The organism is Prochlorococcus marinus CUG1435 (assembly GCA_017644375.1).
GTDB classification, from domain to species: domain Bacteria; phylum Cyanobacteriota; class Cyanobacteriia; order PCC-6307; family Cyanobiaceae; genus Prochlorococcus_A; species Prochlorococcus_A marinus_AH.
Window position 1 is genome coordinate 262,093 of sequence record JAEPLP010000001.1, and the last position, 21,662, is coordinate 283,754.

The following is a 21,662-nucleotide window of genomic DNA, read 5'->3' on the forward strand; positions in this document are numbered from 1 at the left end:
GTTTATGAATATCTTAATAATTTTTACAAGTTATCTTTTAGGATCACTTCCGACAGGTTTTTTAATTGGAAAATATCTCAAAAATATAGATCTAAGAACTATGGGTTCTGGATCTACAGGTGCCACAAATGTCTTAAGAAATGTTGGGAAATGGCCAGCACTTTTTGTGTTTATCATTGACGTTGGGAAAGGCCTTATTGCAGTAAAAATTGCTCAATATTATGCAGATCAAGGATTAATAGAGGTAATAGCAGGGATATCCGCCATCTCAGGACATATTTGGCCAATATGGCTTAGAGGTAAAGGAGGAAAAGCTGTTGCTACTGGATTAGGTATGTTTTTAGCTCTTTCTTGGAAAGTTGGACTCGCATCTCTTGGCATTTTTTTAATAGTTCTAACAAAAACTAAATTTGTTTCTTTATCCAGTATTTCAGCTGCAATCTTACTTCCTATTTTTATGTTTTTTTATCTAGGTAAATTTATGCACTCATACTTTTTTATAAGTTTAATTGTGGCATTATTAGTAATCTGGAAACATAGAACAAACATAACGAGATTGCTTAAGGGAGAAGAATCCAAAATTAATCAGAATCAATAGATTTAAATATTTCTATTAGAGCTTTATTAGGATCTAAAGCTTTTGAAATTGATCTGCCAATGACTAACTTAGAAGCCCCATTATCTATTGCTTCATAGGGAGTCATAATCCTATTTTGATCATCTTTATTGTCAACATTTAATCTGATACCTGGTGTAATAAGTTCAAAATTATCATTATAAATAGATCTCAACATTTTTACCTCCCAAGGGGAACAGACACATCCATCTAATCCAGCATCAAAAGATAACTTTGCAAGTCTTAATACATTTTCTTCAATTGAATTATTTCTATCAAGATCAGTTTGAAAATCTTTAAGAGAAAAGCTTGTTAAGACAGTTATTCCTATAACCAATGGGGGTTTTACACTGACTGAGGTGGCTCCTTCTAAAGATGCTTTTTTGGAATCCTTAAGAGCTTTTAAACCTGCTGAAGCATGAATAGAAATTATATCAACCCCTAATTTTGAAACTTGGAAACATGCTGCTCGCATGGTATTTGGAATATCATGAAATTTTAAGTCTAAAAAAATTTTTTTATTTAAACCTTTTAATATTTCAATAACCCTCGGACCTTCCCTAACAAAAAGTTCTAAACCAACTTTCACCCACTTAATATTAGGACATTTTTCCAAAAGTAATTTTGCTTGACTTACATCTAATCCATCAATTGCCAATATTATTTTATCTTCTGAATTAAATTTTTTATTCATCAATTTCAGTTTTCAAACCTCTTAATTATTTTTTTTCCAATTTGCAAAATTTTCCCTTCCAAATCATTTTTTGAATTAAAAACTAAATCAGGATTTACTACTTTCTGACTATCAATTTTTACACCCCCGCCTTTAATAGATCTTTTTGATTCACTGCTAGATTTGAAAAGTTTTAGAGCACTTAACAAGTAAAAAAACTTTACTGGAAAAACTACTTCTTTTAAAGAAATCTCTGGAATTTCGCCAACTTTTTCTTTTTGTCCAAGGAATAATTTTTCGCAGTTTGATTGCGCCTTTAATGCTTCTTCGGCACCATGGAATAAAGTAGTTACTTCTAAAGCCATTCTTCTCTGTAATTCACGAGGATTTAAGTTTTCAAGAAAACTTAAATCTAATTCAGTAAGTAATTCAAAATAGGTAGGGATAATATTATCAGGTACTTTTTCTAATTTTGAATACATTGAAAGAGGATCTTCGGTCAAACCTACGGTGTTAAATTCAGATTTGCTCATCTTCTTAATTCCATCTAAACCTGTCAATATTGGCAGCAGAACACCAATTTGAGGGTCTTGTTTAAAATGCCTTTGAAGATCTCTTCCTATTGCAATGTTAAATTTCTGATCTGTACCTCCAAGCTCAATGTCTGATCGAACAACTACCGAATCGTAACCTTGTAAAAGTGGATATAAGAATTCATGCAAAGCAATTGGAACTTGCGAAGTATACCTTTTATTAAATTCCTCCTTAGCTAGCATTTGACTAACTGTTGCACTCCCCATTAATTCAATTATCGAATTGAGATTTAACCCTTTTAACCATTCACTGTTATATCTAATTTCTATTCTTTCTTTTGAATCAAAATCTAAAATAGATTTATTAGCTGGCTTTCCCATTCCTAGTTGGGTTAAGTACGTTTTTGCATTATCCTCAACTTGTTTTTCAGATAACTGAACTCTTGTTTTGTTTTTTCCGGTTGGGTCTCCAATTTGAGCAGTAAAATCTCCAATAATTAGTACTGCAATATGTCCATTATCTTGGAATGCCCTAAGTTTTTTAAACAATATGCTGTGCCCAAGATGAATATCTGTTCCAGTTGGATCAATCCCGAGTTTGACCCTTAATTTTTTATTATTTTTATTCGCATGATCAATTATCTCCGAAAAGGTTTGATCTGTTCCCTTAATTGGAAAATATTCTTCTATTCCTCTTGACAACCATGATGGCAATATTAAATTATCTGACATGAAGATTTAATAGTTAAGTTTAAGAAGTTTTATCAAGTTCATCCTTCATTCTTATTAAGGTTTTATTCATTTGATCGAACATTTGATCAGGAGTAATCCCAAATTGACTTAGCTGTGTCTTTAATTGTTCTACTGTCATTTTTGCTTGAAAATCTTCAGACAATTCAAATCTCTTCATAAAAACCTTATAACGATCCATAAGAGATTCCATTTTTTTTATAAACATTTTTTTCCCTTCTCTGTCAAATTTTCCATAATCAGAACCAAGTTTCATAAGTTCTTGGTAATCTATAAAAAGCTTTTTAGCTTCTTCTTGAACGATGTCTGACTCAAAAAATCCCATTTCTATTCTTTTACTTCGCAAGATTAAGGCTCAATTACAAGATAACAAGAATCTTTTAAATTGATTAGAACATTAATAAATTTTAGTTTATAAATAATTCTTTGATTTATATTTTTTCAGAATTAAATTTAGTAAACATGTTTCACAAATATTGGAAAAATTTAACGTAAATAATATTTCAAACCAAAATAGACAATTTGAATTATTTGGTTCAAATGTAAATACATCAATTAATTTTCAACACTCAAATAATCTAAAAATCAAAGGCGAAATCCTAACTGAATGGAGAAATAGAATATATAATCACCAATTCAAAATTTCAAAAGACACTCACAATAAAACTTTGCATCAAACGAGTCTTCCTATAAATGCAATTTCCAATGAAAGAAAAATTGATCCGTTTTCCCTGCAGCCATTATCATTGAACTTTTGGAGAACCAATCAATATATACATAATGGTCCAGCAATGTATTTTGTAATTGACTCTATGGAGAGTTCTAAAATAATCCTATATATAGGAGAAACAAATTCAGCAAATAAGAGATGGAAGGGAGAACATGACTGCAAAAATTACCTCATGAACTATAAAGAAGCCCTTGCTCATAACAAACTCTCAAGTCATCAAGATATTCGTTTCTTCTTAGATGTACCTAAAGAAGTAAAATTAAGACGTAAATTAGAACAGCAACTGATATATTTATGGTTACCACCTTTTAATAAAGAAACTCGAGATAGGTGGGCAACTACTTTCACAAACAACTAAAAGTTAATTAAATCCATTTTTTCAAATGCAATTTTCCACATTCCAAAAAAATCTAGATAACTGGCAAGGTGCTTCATTAATTTTTGGAGTTTTAGAGGAAGATATTGCAAGCCAACTCGAAAACATAAAATTTGTTGTTGACCCAAAATTATTACTAAAAAAAGTTACTCAAAAAGAATTCAAAGGAGAAAAAGGAAAAATTTTAAGCTTTGAATTTTTAGATCAAAAATTAGAAACTTTAATCATAGTTGGTCTTGGCAAATTAAAAGACCTAAATAAAAGTGATATGGAAAACTCTATAGGAAACATAGTTAGGAAAACTGTTGATAAAAATGAAAAAATCAGCATCTTGCTACCTTTTGAATTAATAAACTCACAACTAGAAATAAATCAATTAGCAGAGTCAGCCAGATTATCTGCCTATAAGGACAATAGATTCAATAAGAAAAAAAATGAAAAGATAGTTCTTAAAGAAATAGAATTTCTAAATTTTAAAAAATTTGAGAATATTAGCTTTGAAGAGACCGCACAAATATGTGAAGGTGTAGAACTAGCTAGAAGACTTGTGGCCGCCCCTCCAAATAGTCTTACACCTCAGGAAATGTCTATACAAGCTTCTCAAATAGCTAAAGATCATGGTTTGGAAGTAAAAATTTTAGAGGCAAAAGATTGTGAAGATTTAGGAATGGGTGCATATTTAGCTGTAGCAGAAGGTTCTGATCTAGATCCTAAATTTATACATCTCACTTTAAAGTCAGAGGGGCCTATAAAAGAAAAGATTGCACTTGTTGGAAAGGGTTTAACCTTTGATTCTGGAGGATACAACCTGAAAGTAGGAGCCTCTCAAATTGAAATGATGAAATATGATATGGGCGGAAGTGCTGCAGTTTTAGGCGCAGCAAAAGCACTTGGAGCAATAAAACCAAAGGGGTTAGAAATTCATTTTATTGTCGCAGCTTGCGAAAACATGATAAATGGATCTGCAGTACATCCTGGAGATGTAGTTAAGGCATCTAATGGTAAGACAATTGAAATAAATAACACTGATGCAGAGGGTAGACTCACATTAGCTGATGCTTTAACTTACGCATCCAATTTAAAACCGGATTCAATAATAGATCTTGCCACTTTAACAGGAGCTATTGTTGTTGCATTAGGGAATGATGTAGCTGGATTCTGGAGCAATAATGATGATCTAGCTAATGACCTAAAAGCCGCATCAGTCCAGTCTGGAGAAGAATTATGGCAAATGCCTTTACAAAAATCTTATAAAGAAGGGTTAAAGTCTCATATAGCTGACATGAAAAATACAGGGCCTAGAGCAGGTGGGTCAATAACTGCTGCTTTGTTTTTAGAGGAATTTTTTGATACTGAGATTAAATGGGCTCATATTGATATTGCTGGGACTTGTTGGACTGATAAGAATAAGGGTAGTAATCCATCAGGTGCAACTGGTTTTGGAGTAAAAACTCTTGTTCAATGGATTAAAAATAAATAACTATATTTGAAATCATTCTGTCCAAAGATTTGTTGATCTAGCGTTATTACCCCATAATTTATCCAACCTCTGATCTCTCCCACATGAGAATCTATAGAACTTATATTTTAATTCATTTCTCTCAGCAAAATCCTGATGATAGTCTTCAGCTAACCAAAATTGACCTTTTGACTTTAGTTCTACAGAAATTTTTTCTAATGGCACACGCAATTCATTTGAGGCGGAAGCAGTTGCATTTATTGCATCACTTTCCTCATTTGCATCTTCGAAAAAGATCACTGGCCTATAAGAATCTCCACGATCACAAAATTGACCCTTACCGTCCAGAGGATCAATATTTCTGAAATAGAGCCTAAGTATCTCGGGTAAAGTTACTAATTGGGGATCATAGTTAACCAAAACAACTTCCTGATGTCCATCATGATTTTCGTAAGTGGGATTTTGTAAATTTCCTCCTGAATACCCACTTTGTACAAAATTTATTCCCTTTAAGGACTCTAAATCATGTTCTAAACACCAAAAGCAGCCTCCCGCAAGAATCAATTCTTCTGCAAGGGTATTTAAAGGGTTTATTAAAATTGAAAAGGCAATTAATAAAGGTAAAAAATATTTCATCATCTCATTATAAAATTCAAATAATAGAATTAATGATTTCTTTAGCAGCTCTATCAACTACTCCTTCCTCACCTAATTCTTTTTTTAAAAGAGTGTAACCTTTTTTGATTTTTGCTTTTTCTGATGTCAAATCGAGAAGCCTGCAAGCTTTAAAAAAAATTTTCTTTTCATTAAAATTTTTCTGGACAAACTCAGGTATAATAAATTTTCTCATTAAAAGATTCACAGGAGAAATAAACTTTACTTTAAAATTAAGAATTCTCTTTGCAATAAAAGCAGTTACTCTACTTACTCTATATCCAATAATCTGTGGTATTCCATATAAAGCCAATTCCATATTAACTGTGCCTGATTTACATAAAGCTAGTTTTGCCAATGAATAAATGTAAGGCATCAATTTAGAATCATCTTGTTGAGAAATAACCTTACCTTTAATTTCATATTTTTCTAAGCCCTTTCTTAATTTTTTATCAAAAACCCTCCTACAAGATGGGATATAAACAATGAGATTTGGGTATCTTAATTGTAATTTTTTGGCAGTTTTCAAGAAGGTGGGTAATATATATTTCAACTCTTGATGTCTTGATGCAGGCATTAAAAGTAAGATATTCTCGTTTTCTCTAAGGTTTAGAATTGTTCTAGAAACTTTCTTGGAAGGTAGTTTTTTCGTTAAATCAATCATTGGATGTCCAACCCAAAAAACATTTCCACCCCTCTTTTTATAAAAGTTCGCTTCCTGCTTAAAAATCGCAAAAATTTTATCTGAGAAATTGATTAAATTTGATGTGCTATTATTCCCAACTCTCCACGCCCATTCCTGAGGCGCTATGTAGTAATAAATTGGAATATTATTTCTCGATCTTTTTAATTTAGTCCCAATATTAATATTAGGCCCCATATAGTCAATCAAAATTAAGCAATCGGGAGGATATTTTTTTAGTAATTTATAAAATCTTCTTTGAATTCTTATTGTTGGGAGAAGAAGAGGTAATGCCTCCCAAATTCCTATTGCACTAATTGATGTAGTATCTTGAAGAATTTTTACGCCTTCTTTCTTCATCCTGTCACCACCTAATCCGCAAATTTCTAAATCTAATGATTTTTTACCCGCTTCATCAAATAATGCTTTTGACAATAAACTCCCATGTAAGTCTCCTGAGACTTCTCCCGTACTAATAAATATCTTTTTGTTCATTAATTTACTAAAGGCATTGGACCGCGTCTATCTTTTGTAATTGAATTTTCTAAAAAATTACATAATTTTGTTGAAGAAATATCTAACTCACTTTTTATTGCTATATCCAATGCTTCAGACATTACATGATTAGATTTAAAAAGTAAATTCCATGTACTTTGCAAAATTTTTAAATCAAAATCCTTATTTTCCATCAAACCACTTCTTTTTATGCCAATCCTATTTAAACCTCTTAATCTTCCTGGATGTCCTTCAGCCAGACAAAAAGGTGGCACGTCTCTATCCACCCTAGTCATTCCTCCAATCATTGCTAAATATCCAATGTGTACAAATTGATGAATACCCAAACAGCCTCCAATAATAGCTTTATCTTCAACCTTTACATGTCCTGCAACTTGAACACTATTTGACAAAACTATTCTATTTCCAAGTTCGCAATTATGGCCTATATGAGTGTAAGCCATTAACAAGTTATTGTTGCCTATTATAGTTTTTTCTCCTTCATCAGTTGCCTTATTAATTGTGACGCATTCTCTAAATATATTATTATCACCAATAATTACTTCAGTAGAGGCCCCTTTATATTTTAGATCTTGGGGATCCAGACCTATAAAAACATTTGGGAAGACTTTATTATTACTACCGATTTGAGTTCTACCGGTAATAATAGCATTCGGGCCTATTTCAGTTCCTTTGCCGATAGTTACATTAGGACCAACAATAGCTCCTTGAGAAATAATTACCCCATCATCCAATATTGCATTTGAATCAACAAAAGCATTAGGGTGCACTTTAACACCACTTAAGCTTGAATTTAATTCAGTATTTTTATTCTCCATATCCCTAATCAACCAATGAGAACATTAACTCTCCACCACAAACCAATTTTCCATCAACATGCGCTTCACCTTTAACCTTGCCAAATCTTTTTCTTTTAATACTCAATAACTCACATGAAATTATTAATTGATCTCCAGGAACAACAGGTTTTCTGAATTTAACATTATTAATTCCAGCAAAAACGAATAGACCTTTTGGGAGATCAGGCATTTGCGTTACAATAATACCCCCAACTTGAGCCATTGATTCAACAATAAGAACTCCTGGCATTAGTGGCCTTTCAGGAAAGTGTCCTTGAAATTGAGGCTCATTAATAGTTACATTTTTTACTGCAACAGCACGCTCCCCAGGAATATGCTCAATGACTTTATCAACAAGAGCAAAAGGATATCTGTGAGGTAATAAACCTAGTATATTCTCAGAAGAGAGTTGATTATTCTCATTGGATACTTTCTTTTCCAAAACAAATAAAAATAAATTTAATATTTTAAAGATGAGGCCAATAAAGCATTTAAAGAATGTGATCCTTTATAAACTAAAATTTGAGCCTTAGGTAACCCTACCAAAGCCAAGTCCCCAATTAGGTCTAAAATTTTATGTCTTATTGGTTCATTATCAAATCTTAATGGTGGATTAACCCATTTATCACCATCACAAACCAAGGCATTCTCTAAGCTTCCTCCTTTTATTAATCCAAGTTCACTTAGTTCTTGAAATTGATCCTTAAAACCAAATGTTCTTGCTGGAGCAATCATTTCAACGAAACTTTTAGGACTTAAGTCAATCACAAAGGTTTGATTTCCTATTGCTTTATAGGAAAAACTTATAGTGGATACAATTGTAGTTTTTTCAGAAGGAGTTGCAGCTATAACTGAGTCTTCTTTGTTAAATATTATTGATTTATTAATCTCGCGAAAAAAATTCTCTGGTTTAGGTGCTTTTTTTATTCCTACTTCTTCAAAATCCCTGACCCACTGAATTGCTGATCCATCAAGTAGCGGAATCTCTTTACCCTCAACAATAATATGTATATAACTCAACCCGCATCCAGCCATCGAAGATAATAAATGTTCAATTGTATATAAATTTCGCCCTCCTAATTTAACGGCCGTACAAAGCATAGTACTTCCAATTAAATCTTGAGTAAGCTGAAAAATTTCGTCCGGCTTATCTCTGAAAGAAACATAATATCCTTCTTTTTCATAAGGAGAAATTGTAACTCTTGTTTTTTCTCCACTATGAAGCCCTATTCCTTCTCTGGAAATAACACCAGCTAAGGTGTAGCAAGAATCATAATTAGAAGGCCAAGAAAACACTTAAAACTTCCATCCAACCCCAAGTGTATATCTCCAATCTCCACTTAAGTCCTTACTAGCAACATCTAATCTTAATGGACCAATTGGGGTTTTCACTCCAACTCCCCCTCCAATCGAATACCCAGAACCTGATTTCTGCAATAATTTTCCAGGTTTTCCTTTAATAGCCTTTTGAGAACCCAAATCACTACCAGCATCAACAAAGAAAGCTCCTGATATGATTCTCCAAATAGGAAATCTATATTCTACTGTGCCCTCAACAAAACTTTTACTTACAGCCAAATCACAAGATCCCCAACCTCTAACAGATGATGTTCCTCCCATGCAAAAGGCTTCATAGGGAGGCAATTCTCCAAACATGGTTCCAGCTTTAAATTGAAAACCAACAGCTTGTGGGCAATCTTCACTATTTGCATCACTAGATCTGCATTCTTTGGTTAAATTAATCAATCTTGTGGGCACAAAATATGAATATGAGGCTCTCATTCTATTGAAAGTTGGTGAGTTATTACCCACTGAAACAAATTGTTCAGTACCAAATGTTAATTTATTTCCAGAAGTTGGATTTACTGAACTATTCAAACTATTTTTTGATGTACTAGCAATAAAACTTACCAATGTGTTTTCTGCAGGACATGATCCGTCATTTTCAGTAAATCCAATACAGATAATATCGTTTATATTGCCTGTCGTTGGTGTCATATCACCGTAAGGTTTTTCGTTACCACTACTATCAATCATCTTTACTTTCTTAAAATTCATTCCTGCAAGAACTCTCCATTTAGAAGATTTAAATGGATCTCCTCCATTAAGAGGCCTTGAGAAAGAAAATCCACCCCCAGTTTTTTCTAAAACTATTGATGAGAAAGTATCCGATGTAGAAGTGTTTGTATCATCTACAGCATATATTTTTCCATTCTCTTCGCTTTTAAATTCTTGTGGATAGTCTCTACTTAAAAAAACATTTGTTCTAAAAGCAGTTTTATTTTTATCCCCTTTTATCCATGGATCAGTTAGAGAAAAATTATATGTTGTCGAATACTCCCCAAAATTAAGATTTAAATTAGTTGACCATGCCCTACCTAACGCATTTGTCTCTTGTAGACCAATAGACGCAAATATACCTGCACTATTACTGTAACCGAGGCCACCTGTTAAGGATCCTGTTCTTTGCTCACTTAAATCTAAATAAATTATGACTTGACCAGGATTTAATTTATCAGAGCCAAGAGATACCTTTACATCATCGAACAGTGATGTGGCATAAAGTCTTTTAATATCTTCTTCCAAAATTTTTCTATTAAATACTTTCCCTTTTTGTGTTTTTAGTTCTCTATCGATAACCCATTTTTTTGTTTTCCCTTTTCTTTCTTTTCCATCAACTTTTAATTCTCCATCGGAGCCAGGAAATCTATATTGAATATCAGATACTATTCCCTCAGAAACATTTAAAATTATTAAGCCATCTTCAGAAATTCTATCTGGGCCACTAATTCTAGCTAAAGAATATCCTTCACTTTCATAACGCTTTTTTATTATTTCAATCTTATTTTGTAATCCATTAAGATTAAGAGTTGTGCCATAAAAATTATTAAAAATTTCATTTACATATGCATCAGAAATTAAAGAATTTTTTGGGTTTAGTTCAACCTTCCTCAAAATTGGATTTGGCACTACTTTTACAATTAACCTCACTCCTGATGGGCCATCTTGGGATTCTATTTTAACTCCGGAAAACCAACCACTAGCGTATATTGCATTTAGGTCTTTCTTTAGAGTTTGATTGTTAATAATACTTCCTGGCTTAGTACGCATTGCATCATAAGCAGCAAGTTCTAACTTTCTACCCTCAGGATGATTTTCCCATCCTTCTATGATAATTTCTGATATATAAACATCAATCTTTTTTTCTTGTTGTTTGCTAGCTACAAAATTATTTTTAAAACCTTCAAAAGGTTGAGGTAATGATATTGAAGGTAAATCTGAATTTTGATTAATGATTTTAATATTTTCAATTTCTATATTTTCTGTAGACTTCTCCTTTTTAAATTTTGTTATCAATTTTCTATTAGTTTTTTTAAAGTCTTTTGTTGTTTCAATTTCTCTGTCTCTAGAAAAGTTTCGATAACTCAAACCTTTCATTTTCTTGGTAACATTATAAGTCTTATCAAAGTGCATTAATGATTCTGCCTTTAATTGAGAACCACTAAAAAGTAAAAAAAGTGTAAAAAAACCTATACCTGAACATAAATTCTTTAGATCTATAGTCTGACTTTTCATAGTATTTTTAATCAAAAATTTCTTTAGAGATTTATTGAGAGATGAAAAATTTATCTATCCTATTATTGATTTCATCATAAGCCTCAATCAAACCTCCTAAATCATTTCTGAATCGATCTTTATCAAGACTTCTCATTTTAACATCTACTGGATTAAGATCCCATAATCTACAATTATCAGGACTAAATTCGTCAGCCAAAACAATATCACCATTGGAGTTCTTACCAAATTCTAACTTAAAATCTACAAGTTCAAGATTAATATTTAAAAAAAATTCTTTTAAAATTTTGTTTACAGATAACGTAGATTTTTCAATAATTTCTAAATCTTCACTGCTAATAATGTTTAATAACCTAATTCTATTCTTCGTTAAGAGAGGATCATTTAATTCATCGTTTTTAAAATAGATATCAATTAATGGTTTTTTGAATTGTGTGCCTGGTTCTATTGTAGTTTGTTTGCAAATAGAGCCATAAGCCTTATTTCTAAGAACAATTTCAAGTGGAAAAATTTTTATTTTCTGAGCAATTATTGAATTATTATTACGTAAACCTATAAAATGAGTTGGAATTCCATTCTTAGAAAGAAATTGGAATATTTTTGTTGTAATAAGACAGTTTAGTTCTCCTTTACCTTTAAACTTAGCTTTCTTTAATGCATTAAAAGCAGTTGCATCGTCCTTAAATTCAATAATCACTTTTTCAGAATCTTCATGAGAAAATATTTTTTTTGCTTTTCCTTCATAAATTAAATTGAGTTGATTATTCATAAGAAACTCTTAATAATTAAATTGATATAATTAGATTATGAATAGCGAATTGAATTATCTTAATTGTATGCATGTTGTCAACCCAACTTAACTGGTTAACTTTTAAAAATTAAGTTTTTTAAGAAAAAATAAATTATGATTTTCAATTCAACAACTCCTAAAGTCAATAAGAAGCTTGAAAATATATTAATAATTGGTAATGGAGGTAGAGAGAATTCATTAGGTTGGGCAATCCAAAAAAACAAGTTAATAAAAAAAATATATCTTTCCCCAGGTAATGCTGGGTCAGAGAAAATAAAAAAATGTATAAAGATAGATTTAGATATAACTTACAAAAAAGACTTAATAAATAAACTTAAATCGCTAGATATAGATTTGGTTGTAATTGGTCCAGAGATTCCATTGGCCGAAGGCTTAGGTGATTATCTTCGTAAAAATAATTTCGATGTATTTGGTCCAAATCAAGATGGCGCAAGATTGGAATACAGTAAATCATGGGCGAAGGAATTCATGAAAAATGCAAATATTCCAACTGCAAAATTTTGGAAAGTCAGATCTTTTCAAGAGGCAAAAAAGGTCATAGATAACTCTAAAGAATCATTGGTAGTGAAAGCTGATGGATTAGCCTCAGGTAAGGGGGTTTTTATACCTGAATCAAAAAATGAATGTCTACAAGCCACACAAACAATCTTTAATGGTAAGTTTGGCAAATCAGGAGAAATAGTAGTTTTAGAAGAGAAAATTCAAGGGCCAGAAATATCAATTTTTGTGCTTTGCGATGGAGAAAAATATGTCCTACTGCCAACGGCACAAGATCATAAACGTTTGAATGAAAAAGATGAAGGGCCAAATACTGGTGGTATGGGTGCTTACTCTCCTGCTCCACTAGCAACTCAAAATCTACTTACAAGAATTATTAACGAAATTATACAGCCCACAATCGATGCATTAAGAAGAAAAAAAATAGATTATCGAGGAGTTATTTATTTTGGACTGATGATCACAAATTCAGGTCCCAAAGTCATAGAATATAATTGCAGGTTTGGTGATCCAGAATGTCAAACAATTATGCCTTTATTAGATAGTAATTTCGTAAATCTTTTACAAAATTGTGCAATGGGAAATTTGACCGGAAATGAAGAAATAGTATTAACTAACAAAGTAAGTGGTTGTGTAATAGCTACTTCAAAAGGCTATCCTCATGAATATAAAACTGGTTTTCCAATAAAAATTGGGAAGATTGACTCAACTGATTGCCAGATTTTCGACTCTGGTACACGTTTCAGTGATAATGGAGAACTACTTACTGATGGGGGGAGAGTCTTAAGTATTGTCTGTCAAGATAAAAATTTTGATTTGGTTTTTGAAAAAGCATACAAAACTTTAAAAGAAATAAATTTCGATGGAATTTACTATAGGAAAGATATAGGTCATCAAGTTAGAAGAAATTTTTCAGAGGAGAATTAAGCTTATGGACCATATTAATAAATCTAAGATAGGAGAATCTAATATTCATGAAAATGTTGATATTAATAATAACTATTGGATTAATAGAATTCTTGCTTGGTGGAGTGGGTTTAGTTTAAGAACAAAATTATTAGCAATAGCGACCCTGGTTGTTAGTCTTCTAATGACCGGGATAACATTTTTTGCATTAAATAGCATCCAAAGAGATGCAGGAATGAATGATACACGATATGCTCGAGATCTTGGATTATTGTTATCGGGCAATGTAACAGAATTAGTTGCTAATAATCAGAAAAAAGAAATTTCAAATGTAGCTGAAAAGTTTTGGAGATCAAGTCGAAACTTACGTTATATATTTTTTACTGATTCTGAAGATATTGTTCAACTTGGCATACCGATAAGTGCAACACCAACAAGTTCAGATAGTCAGTTCCAGCTCACCAGAAAATTAAAACTACCATCAGAATTAAAGAAAAGACCACAATTCCCTCTAGTTAGACAGCATGCCACACCCCAAGGGCAAGTAACGGATGTATTTGTTCCAATGTTGTGGAAAGGCAAATATCTTGGAACTTTAGCTTTAGGAGTTACACCTAATAAAAAAGCCCTGGCAAGTGCTGCCCTTACAAGGGAGGTAACCGTAGCAGTATTTATTTCTATTTGGGTTTTGGTAATACTTGGAGCTGTATTCAATGCTCTAACAATTACTAGACCTGTAAGGGAGTTAGTAAGAGGTGTCAGAGAAATTTCAAAAGGAAACTTCAAATCCAGAATTTCACTTCCCATGACAGGAGATCTTGGGGAACTTTTAAATGGATTTAATCGAATGGCTACGCAGTTAGAAAATTATGACGAGGCAAATATTGAAGAACTGAAAGCTGCTCAAATAAAGCAACAATCACTAATAGCGACTATGGCTGATGGGGCATTATTATTAGACGCACAAGGCAAGATTGTACTCGCTAATCCAACTGCAAAAAGATTATTCCGTTGGGAAGGAAGATTTTTAGAAGGTAAATATTTTTTAAATGAAATTCCCGAAATTTTATCTAACGACTTACATACAAATATAGAATCCATACTAAATAGAGGTAAGGAAAAGGACGATTTAAGATTTAGCTTAGGGGAACCAGCTAGAACTTTAAGGATTGTTTTACAATCCGTTTTAGATACAAACAAAGTCGAATTAAAAGGGATTGCTGTAACAATTCAAGATTTAACAAGAGAAGTAGAACTTAACGCAGCACAGAACAGATTCATTAGTAATGTTTCGCATGAACTGAGGACACCACTTTTTAATATTAAAAGTTATGTAGAGACTTTACATGATTTAAAAGATCAGCTTTCTGATGAAGAACAAATAGAATTTTTGGGTATTGCGAATTCAGAAACTGATAGATTAACAAGACTCGTAAATGATGTATTAGATTTATCAAGGTTGGAGTCTGGGAAAATAATTCAACTAGAGCATATGGATATAAAACCAGCTATAGAGCAGACTTTAAGAAATTATAGACTTAACGCCACAGAAAAAAATGTTTCATTAGCTCATGATATAGAAGAAACTATTCCTTCTATTCTTGGTAATTTTGATTTACTTTTACAAGTTTTCGATAATTTGCTTGGTAATGGATTAAAATTTAGTCCCAAAAACAGCTCCCTGATTATAAGAGCTTACACTTGGCCTGATTCCTGCCCAGCTTTTCCTCCAAGTAATAACTATGATACAGCCCCTCAATGTGAGTTAGTTTCACCATTACCAAAAGTAAGAATTGAGATTGCTGATACGGGTTCAGGAATATCTCAACCTGATCAAGAGAAGATTTTTGATCGTTTTTATAGAGTAGAGAATGCTGTTCATACCGAGCAAGGAACAGGCTTAGGTTTATCTATAGTTAGAGGAATAATTGAAAAACATGGTGGAGAAATTCGTATGGCTAGTGAATTAGGGGTTGGAACTACCTTCTGGTTTGATTTAGCTTTAGCACAATCTGATAAAGATGAATTATTGACAAAATCTATAAATAATTCAGATGATTTTTCAGACTCTTAAATTGGCTGAATATCTATTTATTTTCTAGACCTCTAAAGACATTTTGAACATTTTGATCAGGAACAACCCTATGAGGGGCACCACTAAATATTTGTTCAAAATTAGAAAAAGAATCTTTTATTTCTGGCCCTTTATTTGTAATAATAAATTCTCTTATTCGTTTATCATGCCATGATCCCCTCATTTTAAATACATTTAAAGCTCTAGCCATCTCACCTCTAATTTCTACATATTGAAGTAGTAATATAGTATCCGTAATTGTTGATATGTGAGAATCAGTTATAGAATGGCTTCCCATGAATTCTTCCGCAGTATTAGTAAAGAAGCCTGCTATTTCCTCTTGTTTTGTATACCCAGTAACTGCAATCACAAACTGTCTAAAAGCATTCAAACTTACACCTCTGGCTAATGCAGAGAGTGAATCTATAGCCATTCTTTTTGGTTTGAATTGATTAATTTGCGTTTTTATGATTTGCAAGTGATCTTCTAAACCAGTTGATTCAGGATAAGCACAAATAATTTTTAATAACCCATCACTTTCCATTTTTTCAAAGTCTATTCCCCAACTAGTAGCATTCCTAAGCAATTGAGCCCTAGATTCCTCATATGCAAAAAGTATTGCTCTTTCATTATTGTTATAAGCATCTTCTACAAATTTTGACACAAGCATTGTCTTACCTGTACCAGTAGCTCCTGTAGCAAGGATGATGGAATCCTGAAAATATCCACCGCCACACATATCATCAAGATCTTTAACTCCAGAACTAATCCTTATATTTGAGGATCGCTGCGTTAATCTCATTGCTCCAAGGGCAAACACACTTATACCATCAATTCCCATAGTAAATGGATATTCACCTTTCATATGTATAGTGCCTCTCAACTTCAAAACTTCGAGAGTTCTTCTTCTCTTCTCTGACTCTAGAACATTTCTTAATAAAACAACATTATCCGATACAAATTCTTCTACTCCATATCTAGCAATTGGTCCATAATCATCAACCCTTTCTGTAGTCATAACTGTTGTTACTCCTATTTCTTTAAGTCTTGCTATTAATCTAAAAATTTCTCTTCTAACAACATAAATAGCGTCATACTGCTGAAAGACTGCAGTTATTGAATCTATTGCAACTCTTTTAGCTTTATATTTTCTTATTGCATAACTAATTCTCTCAATAAGACCAGATAAGTCAAAGTTACCAGCAACATCCTGTCCATCAGGGTCAGGAGAAGCATCTAATATAAATAACTTATTTTGATCAATTAATTCTTGTAAATCCCAACCAAAACTTGCAGCATTTCTAATGATATCTAATGGTGATTCCTCAAATGTGACAAAGATCCCAGGTTCATCAAAATTGCAGATTCCATGGTGTAAGTATTGAAGAGAAAAAACAGTTTTACCAGTTCCAGATGTACCACTAACGAGTGTACTTCTTGATACAGGGAGACCTCCTCTACAAACATCATCGAAACCTTCTATCCCTGTAGGCAGTTTTTGCACTTGCATTTTATTTGACTTACCTAATTTCTTATCTTTCATGGTTAGTACTACTGAAAACTTAAATGACGAATAAATTTAGAATTTATATATATTTTATAAAGGTTTTTATATTTTACTTACTCCCACTATATTCACTTTCGGTTAATTCATCAAAAAGAAGATCCAAGCCAATTAAAACTTTCTCCCTATCTGAAAGGTCCCCAATTATTTTTCTAACAGGTGGGGGTAATATTTTAGCTAAAGTTGGGGTAGCCAAAATCTTATCTTCCTCTGCAAGTTGTGGTTGCTTAAGTACATCAATAACTTTTAAAGCATAAACTCCTTTAAATTCATTTTCTAATATTGCTTTTAAGGTATTTAAGGCTCTCATTGAATTAGGAGTATTTCCAGCAACATAGAGTTTTAAAATATATGTTTTCCTTGCTGCCATTTTTTTGGTTCCCCTAATTGATATAAAAGATTGAAACAACCCTTGACTTATTACACTACAAAATAAGAAAATAGACAAACAATATGATCGCTCATAAGGCTTAATCAAATTATTAATTTGAGCCTTAAAGTGTCTCCAATTTATGACTAAATCTAAAATTTCCTCAAGCAATTCATCAAAAAGTAATGAATTGTACGCAATAGCAGAAACTTCAGGTCAACAATTTTGGTTTGAAGTTAACAGATATTATGATATTGACAGAATAAATGCTAAAGAAAAAGATAAAATCACGCTTGAAAAAGTTTTACTTTTAAAAGAAAAAGACTCAATAACTATTGGTAAACCTTACATAAAAGATGCAAAAATCGAATTAGAAGTTGTTTCACATAGGAGAGATAAGAAAATTCTTGTGTATAAGATGCGCCCCAAGAAAAAAACAAGAAAAAAGATGGGCCATAGACAAGAACTTACAAGAGTTATGGTAAAATCAATATCATTAGGTAAGAGTTCTTCTAAGTCATCCTCTAAAAAGGAAGCTAAAACAAAAACTGAAAAACCAACAAATTAAACATTTCTAATGGCACATAAAAAAGGTACTGGCTCCACAAGAAACGGACGCGATTCAAATTCCAAAAGACTAGGAGTAAAAGCTTATGGTGGAGAAAAAGTATCTGCAGGTTCAATTCTAATTCGCCAAAGAGGCACATCCTTTTTACCTGGAGTCAATGTTGGCAAAGGCAAAGATGACACGCTATTTGCTCTCAAAGAAGGAATCGTAAGTTTTGAAAGCATTAAAAGAAATTTAAGAAATAGAAAAAGAGTTAACGTTGTTATTTAAATTTCTTATAAGCTCTAGTAGTTATAAGAATAGGATGAAAAACTTCTATAAAATTTGATTGAAGTGTCTTAAAAAACTTTTCAACAACTTGAACATCTTCAATATGAAATGGATATTCATTTTTTTCTCCTTTATAAAAATACCAATTAAATAGAGCAACAGAATTAGTATCCATAATCTCATTAAAAATTTCAATTTGAGAAGCTGGATCGGGAAGATGCTCCAAAACATCGAGACAAATTATCGTATCAAATTTAGATATTTGTGTATCTTTGATTGTTTTACAAAAAGTAAATTTTTTTTCGACTCCTAATTCCTTAGCCCTGAATTGAACAAAGTTTCTATTCGTTTCATTAATATCAACAAAGAAAACATGCACTACTTCTGAAGACATAGCATTAGCTAAGGCATGCGTTCCAATTCCTCCTCCAAAATCTAAAACTAAATCCCTAGAAAATCTCTGCTGAAGTTTCAATGTGTCAGCGATGTAATCCTTGCTTGTAATATGCCAAGCAGCTAAATCAGCTATATGCCTCTCTCCAACAATCTCAGTATAAAAATCTGAAACATCACTTAGAGCATCTCCAGGATGTAAATTTGCCAAATTCATCTTTGCATCTGCAAGGAATCCATCTAAATCGCATTCTTTAATAGATAGGAATTCGATTAAATGTGATTTCAAATTAAAAGCATTATCTAAAAACTCCTTTAAAATAAAACTGTTATTTTTCAATTTTGTACTTTAAATTTCCAATACAAAAATAATAGGATGGTAATAAATCTTTCTCAAAGAATTCTTAATATTACAAATGGAAACTAAAGATGGGTTCTTAATAATTAATAAAGTTAAAGGCTGTACCTCGCATGATTGTGTTAAAGAAATAAGGAAGTTACTAAAAACTAAAAAAGTTGGACACACAGGTACTCTTGATCCAGAAGTTACAGGAACATTGCCAATTGCAATAGGCAGTGCAACAAGATTTATTCAATATCTTCCTCAAGGAAAAACTTACATTGGAAAAATTAAATTAGGTATAAGTACTAACACAGATGATATCCACGGAGAAATAATTAAGCAAAAAGCATGGCCTAACATTAGTAATGAGCAGTTGGATCAATATTTAAATAAATTTAGAGGGATCATTAAACAAATTCCGCCAAAAGTTTCAAGTGTACATGTAAATGGTGAGAGAGCTTATAAAAAATCTTTTAATAACGAAAATTTTGAATTAGCGCCACGAGAAATAAAAATTGACGAACTTCTTCTTATTAAATGGGACCAAATAAATGGAATCATTGAAATAAAAATCAAATGTTCCGCAGGTACATATATAAGATCAATAGCAAGAGATTTAGGCAAAGCTCTTAATTCTGAGGGCTGCCTCCTACAACTAAAAAGAATTTCAGCTTGTGGCTTTAATGAACAAAACTCTATAAAAATATCTGATATAGAAAAAGAAAAAAGTATAAAAAACCGAGTTAATTTTATTATTCCCACAATTTCTGCTCTTAATCACATTTCAACATTAGAATTAACTAAACAAGAAGTTGATTTTTGGCAAACTGGAAGATCAATTAAAGTTGATATTAATTTCTTAAATAAAAGTAAAACTTTTGATTATAAAGAACCCATAAAGGTTATAGATAAAAGAAAAAATCTACTTGGAATAGGCTTTTTAAATATAGAACAAGTCAATATAAATCCAAAATTGGTCCTTAATGCAAAATAATTTTTATAAAAAATATTTTTTGAAAGGTTTAATTTCAACTCCCCTATAAAAATGCTTTAAGATGGATTTTGCTTTTTTCCCCTTATTCGCCATATATTTCGCCCCCCATTGACTCATCCCCACTCCATGACCAGATCCATATCCTGAAACTACTAAAATCTTTTCTGAAGAAGATGATGAATTAAAGGAATTCCTTGGAATTAATAAACTTTGGCCTATATTTATTAATGATGAATTTTTAATGTTATTTAAATTAACTATTGACTCAACACTTACGTCATATTGATCAGCAATAAGGATCAATGTATCTCCAACTCGAACAATATGGGAAAGAGGTTCATTTTTTAATAAATTTGTTGATAATAATTTAGGGCTCTCAATACTAGATTTACTCTTATTCTCTTCAATAAACTTAAATCTTACTAAAGTACTTTTAAGGTTCATTCTTTTTCGAATATCAACCCCTGAAATTTGATCAGTGCCAAATTCACCCTTGATTCTTACATTTTTTACTCGACCAGTACTTGTCACATTTAGAATTTCGATTTGTTTGATTCCTCCAATCCTTGGAAATAGTTTTTGCAATTGAGATTTTGAGAACTTTTTATCCCATCGAAGTTCTGGATTATTTTTATCAAAGTCTTTCACGCTAGATAAATATGGATATTCATTTTTCCATACATCTTGGCTATTTTCTGTCATGCCAGCAGAACTACTATGAAATAAAGAATTAATTAACTTATTTTTATACGTCAATACTAATGATCTTGTACTGTTTACTGCTCTTTTAGTTTTATATGTCCGAGCCTCTAGTCCAATATAAACCTGGTTCTTATTTGTTGAATCAATATCGTATAAGGGATTTCCTTTTTGCTTTAAGGCATAAGTTCTTGATGCAATAGCTTGAGCTTTTAATGCTTCCAAAGGCCATTTTGCAGGCATTTCTGAACCAACCACACTACTAAGATACTTCTCAAGCCCAAGAACATTTACCACCAATATGTCATTATCACGTATAAAAATCTTTAATTTACCTGCGTATCTTTTCTGACCAACCCAAATACCTCTACTATCTGAAGACCTCACGACAAATTTTTCTTCATTTTTCAAGTTATAGATTTTCTGTTTATGCTTATCAAAAAATAAAGAAGTTTTATTATTTTGTTTTTTTAAAGTTAGGCCTTTAATTTTTTTGTTTGCGAATCTTTTTCCTTTGATTATTAATGGAATTGATTTGTCTGACCTAATTCTAATCTTTTTGTCTTTTAAAATAAGTACACTTATGATTGGTTCTGTTGAAGCTAAAACTGTTTGGGTCTGGGGAAAGTAAAAGATTATTATGCTTATTAAACAAATTTTATGAGTAATTTTTATAGTTTTTTTATCACTTTGTTTGAAAAACAAATTTTGAAATTGCCTTAGTCTCACTAAAAGTCTAGATTGAATTCATATAAAAAAACAACAATA

22 protein-coding genes are annotated in these 21,662 nt (G+C 31.7%); 8 read left to right on the plus strand and 14 right to left on the minus strand.

The window, feature by feature from the left end; translation table 11 throughout:
* The first annotated feature begins 4 nt into the window (after positions 1 to 4).
* On the plus strand, positions 5 to 598 hold the full coding sequence (gene plsY, locus JJ844_01500) for a glycerol-3-phosphate 1-O-acyltransferase PlsY (GenBank protein MBO6974351.1): 594 nt from the start codon (positions 5 to 7) through the stop codon (positions 596 to 598).
* On the opposite strand, the gene pyrF is transcribed toward plsY, so the two are convergent.
* From pyrF to JJ844_01515, 3 genes are read right to left on the minus strand one after another with little or no spacing between them, the layout of a single operon-like run.
* A complete protein-coding gene (pyrF, locus tag JJ844_01505; protein ID MBO6974352.1) occupies positions 582 to 1,310 on the minus strand; it encodes an orotidine-5'-phosphate decarboxylase in 729 nt (242 codons plus the stop codon). The two genes, plsY and pyrF, sit on opposite strands and share 17 nt — an antisense overlap.
* Before the next feature lie 5 nt (positions 1,311 to 1,315).
* Entirely contained in the window at positions 1,316 to 2,554 is a 1,239-nt protein-coding gene (locus tag JJ844_01510; protein MBO6974353.1) for a tyrosine--tRNA ligase, read from the minus strand.
* Between the two features lie 19 nt (positions 2,555 to 2,573).
* A complete protein-coding gene (locus JJ844_01515; protein ID MBO6974354.1) occupies positions 2,574 to 2,897 on the minus strand; it encodes a DUF1825 family protein in 324 nt (107 codons plus the stop codon).
* 151 nt (positions 2,898 to 3,048) lie between these two features.
* On the opposite strand from JJ844_01515, the gene JJ844_01520 reads away from it, so the two are divergent.
* Entirely contained in the window at positions 3,049 to 3,660 is a 612-nt protein-coding gene (locus JJ844_01520; protein MBO6974355.1) for a hypothetical protein, read from the plus strand.
* Between the two features lie 25 nt (positions 3,661 to 3,685).
* Positions 3,686 to 5,158: a leucyl aminopeptidase gene (locus JJ844_01525; protein ID MBO6974356.1), complete on the plus strand. Its 1,473-nt coding sequence runs from the start codon at positions 3,686 to 3,688 to the stop codon at positions 5,156 to 5,158.
* 12 nt (positions 5,159 to 5,170) lie between these two features.
* On the opposite strand, the gene msrA is transcribed toward JJ844_01525, so the two are convergent.
* The 7 genes from msrA to JJ844_01560 form a co-directional block, all read right to left on the minus strand.
* Complete coding sequence (gene msrA, locus JJ844_01530; protein ID MBO6974357.1) at positions 5,171 to 5,773, minus strand: peptide-methionine (S)-S-oxide reductase MsrA; 603 nt, start codon at positions 5,771 to 5,773, stop codon at positions 5,171 to 5,173.
* A 16-nt stretch (positions 5,774 to 5,789) separates the two neighbouring features.
* Positions 5,790 to 6,968 (minus strand): lipid-A-disaccharide synthase, encoded by a 1,179-nt coding sequence (gene lpxB, locus JJ844_01535; GenBank protein MBO6974358.1) that lies wholly within the window; start codon positions 6,966 to 6,968, stop codon positions 5,790 to 5,792.
* Entirely contained in the window at positions 6,968 to 7,807 is an 840-nt protein-coding gene (gene lpxA / locus JJ844_01540) for an acyl-ACP--UDP-N-acetylglucosamine O-acyltransferase (GenBank protein MBO6974359.1), read from the minus strand. The genes lpxB and lpxA overlap by 1 nt, the downstream gene beginning before the upstream one ends.
* A 4-nt stretch (positions 7,808 to 7,811) precedes the next feature.
* Positions 7,812 to 8,270, minus strand: coding sequence for a 3-hydroxyacyl-ACP dehydratase FabZ (gene fabZ / locus JJ844_01545; protein MBO6974360.1), 459 nt, complete (start codon positions 8,268 to 8,270; stop codon positions 7,812 to 7,814).
* 17 nt (positions 8,271 to 8,287) lie between these two features.
* Positions 8,288 to 9,124 (minus strand): UDP-3-O-acyl-N-acetylglucosamine deacetylase, encoded by an 837-nt coding sequence (locus tag JJ844_01550; GenBank protein ID MBO6974361.1) that lies wholly within the window; start codon positions 9,122 to 9,124, stop codon positions 8,288 to 8,290.
* Positions 9,125 to 11,266, minus strand: coding sequence for a BamA/TamA family outer membrane protein (locus JJ844_01555; protein ID MBO6974362.1), 2,142 nt, complete (start codon positions 11,264 to 11,266; stop codon positions 9,125 to 9,127).
* A gap of 169 nt (positions 11,267 to 11,435) precedes the next feature.
* The gene (locus JJ844_01560) at positions 11,436 to 12,173 is read right to left on the minus strand and encodes a phosphoribosylaminoimidazolesuccinocarboxamide synthase (GenBank protein ID MBO6974363.1); all 738 of its coding nucleotides are present in this window, start codon (positions 12,171 to 12,173) and stop codon (positions 11,436 to 11,438) included.
* A 135-nt stretch (positions 12,174 to 12,308) separates the two neighbouring features.
* Here JJ844_01560 and purD point away from each other — a divergent pair, with 135 nt between their 5' ends.
* Together purD and JJ844_01570 are read left to right on the plus strand one after the other, a co-directional pair.
* Entirely contained in the window at positions 12,309 to 13,640 is a 1,332-nt protein-coding gene (purD, locus tag JJ844_01565) for a phosphoribosylamine--glycine ligase (protein MBO6974364.1), read from the plus strand.
* Positions 13,641 to 13,644: 4 nt separating this feature from the next.
* Positions 13,645 to 15,693: a HAMP domain-containing protein gene (locus JJ844_01570; protein ID MBO6974365.1), complete on the plus strand. Its 2,049-nt coding sequence runs from the start codon at positions 13,645 to 13,647 to the stop codon at positions 15,691 to 15,693.
* Between the two features lie 13 nt (positions 15,694 to 15,706).
* Here JJ844_01570 and kaiC read toward each other — a convergent pair whose 3' ends face one another.
* On the minus strand, positions 15,707 to 17,236 hold the full coding sequence (gene kaiC, locus JJ844_01575; GenBank protein MBO6974366.1) for a circadian clock protein KaiC: 1,530 nt from the start codon (positions 17,234 to 17,236) through the stop codon (positions 15,707 to 15,709).
* 73 nt (positions 17,237 to 17,309) lie between these two features.
* Positions 17,310 to 17,627: a circadian clock protein KaiB gene (gene kaiB / locus JJ844_01580; protein ID MBO6974367.1), complete on the minus strand. Its 318-nt coding sequence runs from the start codon at positions 17,625 to 17,627 to the stop codon at positions 17,310 to 17,312.
* A 142-nt stretch (positions 17,628 to 17,769) separates the two neighbouring features.
* Here kaiB and rplU point away from each other — a divergent pair, with 142 nt between their 5' ends.
* Together rplU and rpmA are read left to right on the plus strand one after the other, a co-directional pair.
* Positions 17,770 to 18,195: a 50S ribosomal protein L21 gene (gene rplU, locus JJ844_01585; protein ID MBO6974368.1), complete on the plus strand. Its 426-nt coding sequence runs from the start codon at positions 17,770 to 17,772 to the stop codon at positions 18,193 to 18,195.
* 9 nt (positions 18,196 to 18,204) lie between these two features.
* Entirely contained in the window at positions 18,205 to 18,465 is a 261-nt protein-coding gene (rpmA, locus tag JJ844_01590; GenBank protein ID MBO6974369.1) for a 50S ribosomal protein L27, read from the plus strand.
* Here rpmA and JJ844_01595 read toward each other — a convergent pair.
* Positions 18,458 to 19,132, minus strand: coding sequence for a methyltransferase domain-containing protein (locus JJ844_01595; protein ID MBO6974370.1), 675 nt, complete (start codon positions 19,130 to 19,132; stop codon positions 18,458 to 18,460). The two genes, rpmA and JJ844_01595, sit on opposite strands and share 8 nt — an antisense overlap.
* A 142-nt stretch (positions 19,133 to 19,274) precedes the next feature.
* On the opposite strand from JJ844_01595, the gene truB reads away from it, so the two are divergent.
* A complete protein-coding gene (truB, locus tag JJ844_01600; protein ID MBO6974371.1) occupies positions 19,275 to 20,195 on the plus strand; it encodes a tRNA pseudouridine(55) synthase TruB in 921 nt (306 codons plus the stop codon).
* 3 nt (positions 20,196 to 20,198) lie between these two features.
* Here the strand turns inward: truB and JJ844_01605 are convergent, their stop codons facing one another.
* The gene (locus JJ844_01605) at positions 20,199 to 21,569 is read right to left on the minus strand and encodes a SpoIID/LytB domain-containing protein (protein MBO6974372.1); all 1,371 of its coding nucleotides are present in this window, start codon (positions 21,567 to 21,569) and stop codon (positions 20,199 to 20,201) included.
* Positions 21,570 to 21,662 lie beyond the last annotated feature (93 nt).

What these genes read in the sequence shown, in the direction of transcription:
- JJ844_01560 (MBO6974363.1), bottom strand. Translation starts at nt 12,173, where the DNA reads ATGAATAATCAACTCAATTTAATTTATGAAGGAAAAGCAAAAAAAATA.
- msrA (MBO6974357.1), bottom strand. Translation starts at nt 5,773, where the DNA reads ATGAAATATTTTTTACCTTTATTAATTGCCTTTTCAATTTTAATAAAC.
- kaiC (MBO6974366.1), bottom strand. Translation starts at nt 17,236, where the DNA reads ATGAAAGATAAGAAATTAGGTAAGTCAAATAAAATGCAAGTGCAAAAA.
- JJ844_01570 (MBO6974365.1), top strand. Translation starts at nt 13,645, where the DNA reads ATGGACCATATTAATAAATCTAAGATAGGAGAATCTAATATTCATGAA.
- rpmA (MBO6974369.1), top strand. Translation starts at nt 18,205, where the DNA reads ATGGCACATAAAAAAGGTACTGGCTCCACAAGAAACGGACGCGATTCA.
- purD (MBO6974364.1), top strand. Translation starts at nt 12,309, where the DNA reads ATGATTTTCAATTCAACAACTCCTAAAGTCAATAAGAAGCTTGAAAAT.
- pyrF (MBO6974352.1), bottom strand. Translation starts at nt 1,310, where the DNA reads ATGAATAAAAAATTTAATTCAGAAGATAAAATAATATTGGCAATTGAT.
- plsY (MBO6974351.1), top strand. Translation starts at nt 5, where the DNA reads ATGAATATCTTAATAATTTTTACAAGTTATCTTTTAGGATCACTTCCG.
- JJ844_01510 (MBO6974353.1), bottom strand. Translation starts at nt 2,554, where the DNA reads ATGTCAGATAATTTAATATTGCCATCATGGTTGTCAAGAGGAATAGAA.
- lpxB (MBO6974358.1), bottom strand. Translation starts at nt 6,968, where the DNA reads ATGAACAAAAAGATATTTATTAGTACGGGAGAAGTCTCAGGAGACTTA.
- JJ844_01525 (MBO6974356.1), top strand. Translation starts at nt 3,686, where the DNA reads ATGCAATTTTCCACATTCCAAAAAAATCTAGATAACTGGCAAGGTGCT.
- kaiB (MBO6974367.1), bottom strand. Translation starts at nt 17,627, where the DNA reads ATGGCAGCAAGGAAAACATATATTTTAAAACTCTATGTTGCTGGAAAT.
- JJ844_01555 (MBO6974362.1), bottom strand. Translation starts at nt 11,266, where the DNA reads ATGAAAGGTTTGAGTTATCGAAACTTTTCTAGAGACAGAGAAATTGAA.
- lpxA (MBO6974359.1), bottom strand. Translation starts at nt 7,807, where the DNA reads ATGGAGAATAAAAATACTGAATTAAATTCAAGCTTAAGTGGTGTTAAA.
- rplU (MBO6974368.1), top strand. Translation starts at nt 17,770, where the DNA reads ATGACTAAATCTAAAATTTCCTCAAGCAATTCATCAAAAAGTAATGAA.
- truB (MBO6974371.1), top strand. Translation starts at nt 19,275, where the DNA reads ATGGAAACTAAAGATGGGTTCTTAATAATTAATAAAGTTAAAGGCTGT.
- JJ844_01515 (MBO6974354.1), bottom strand. Translation starts at nt 2,897, where the DNA reads ATGGGATTTTTTGAGTCAGACATCGTTCAAGAAGAAGCTAAAAAGCTT.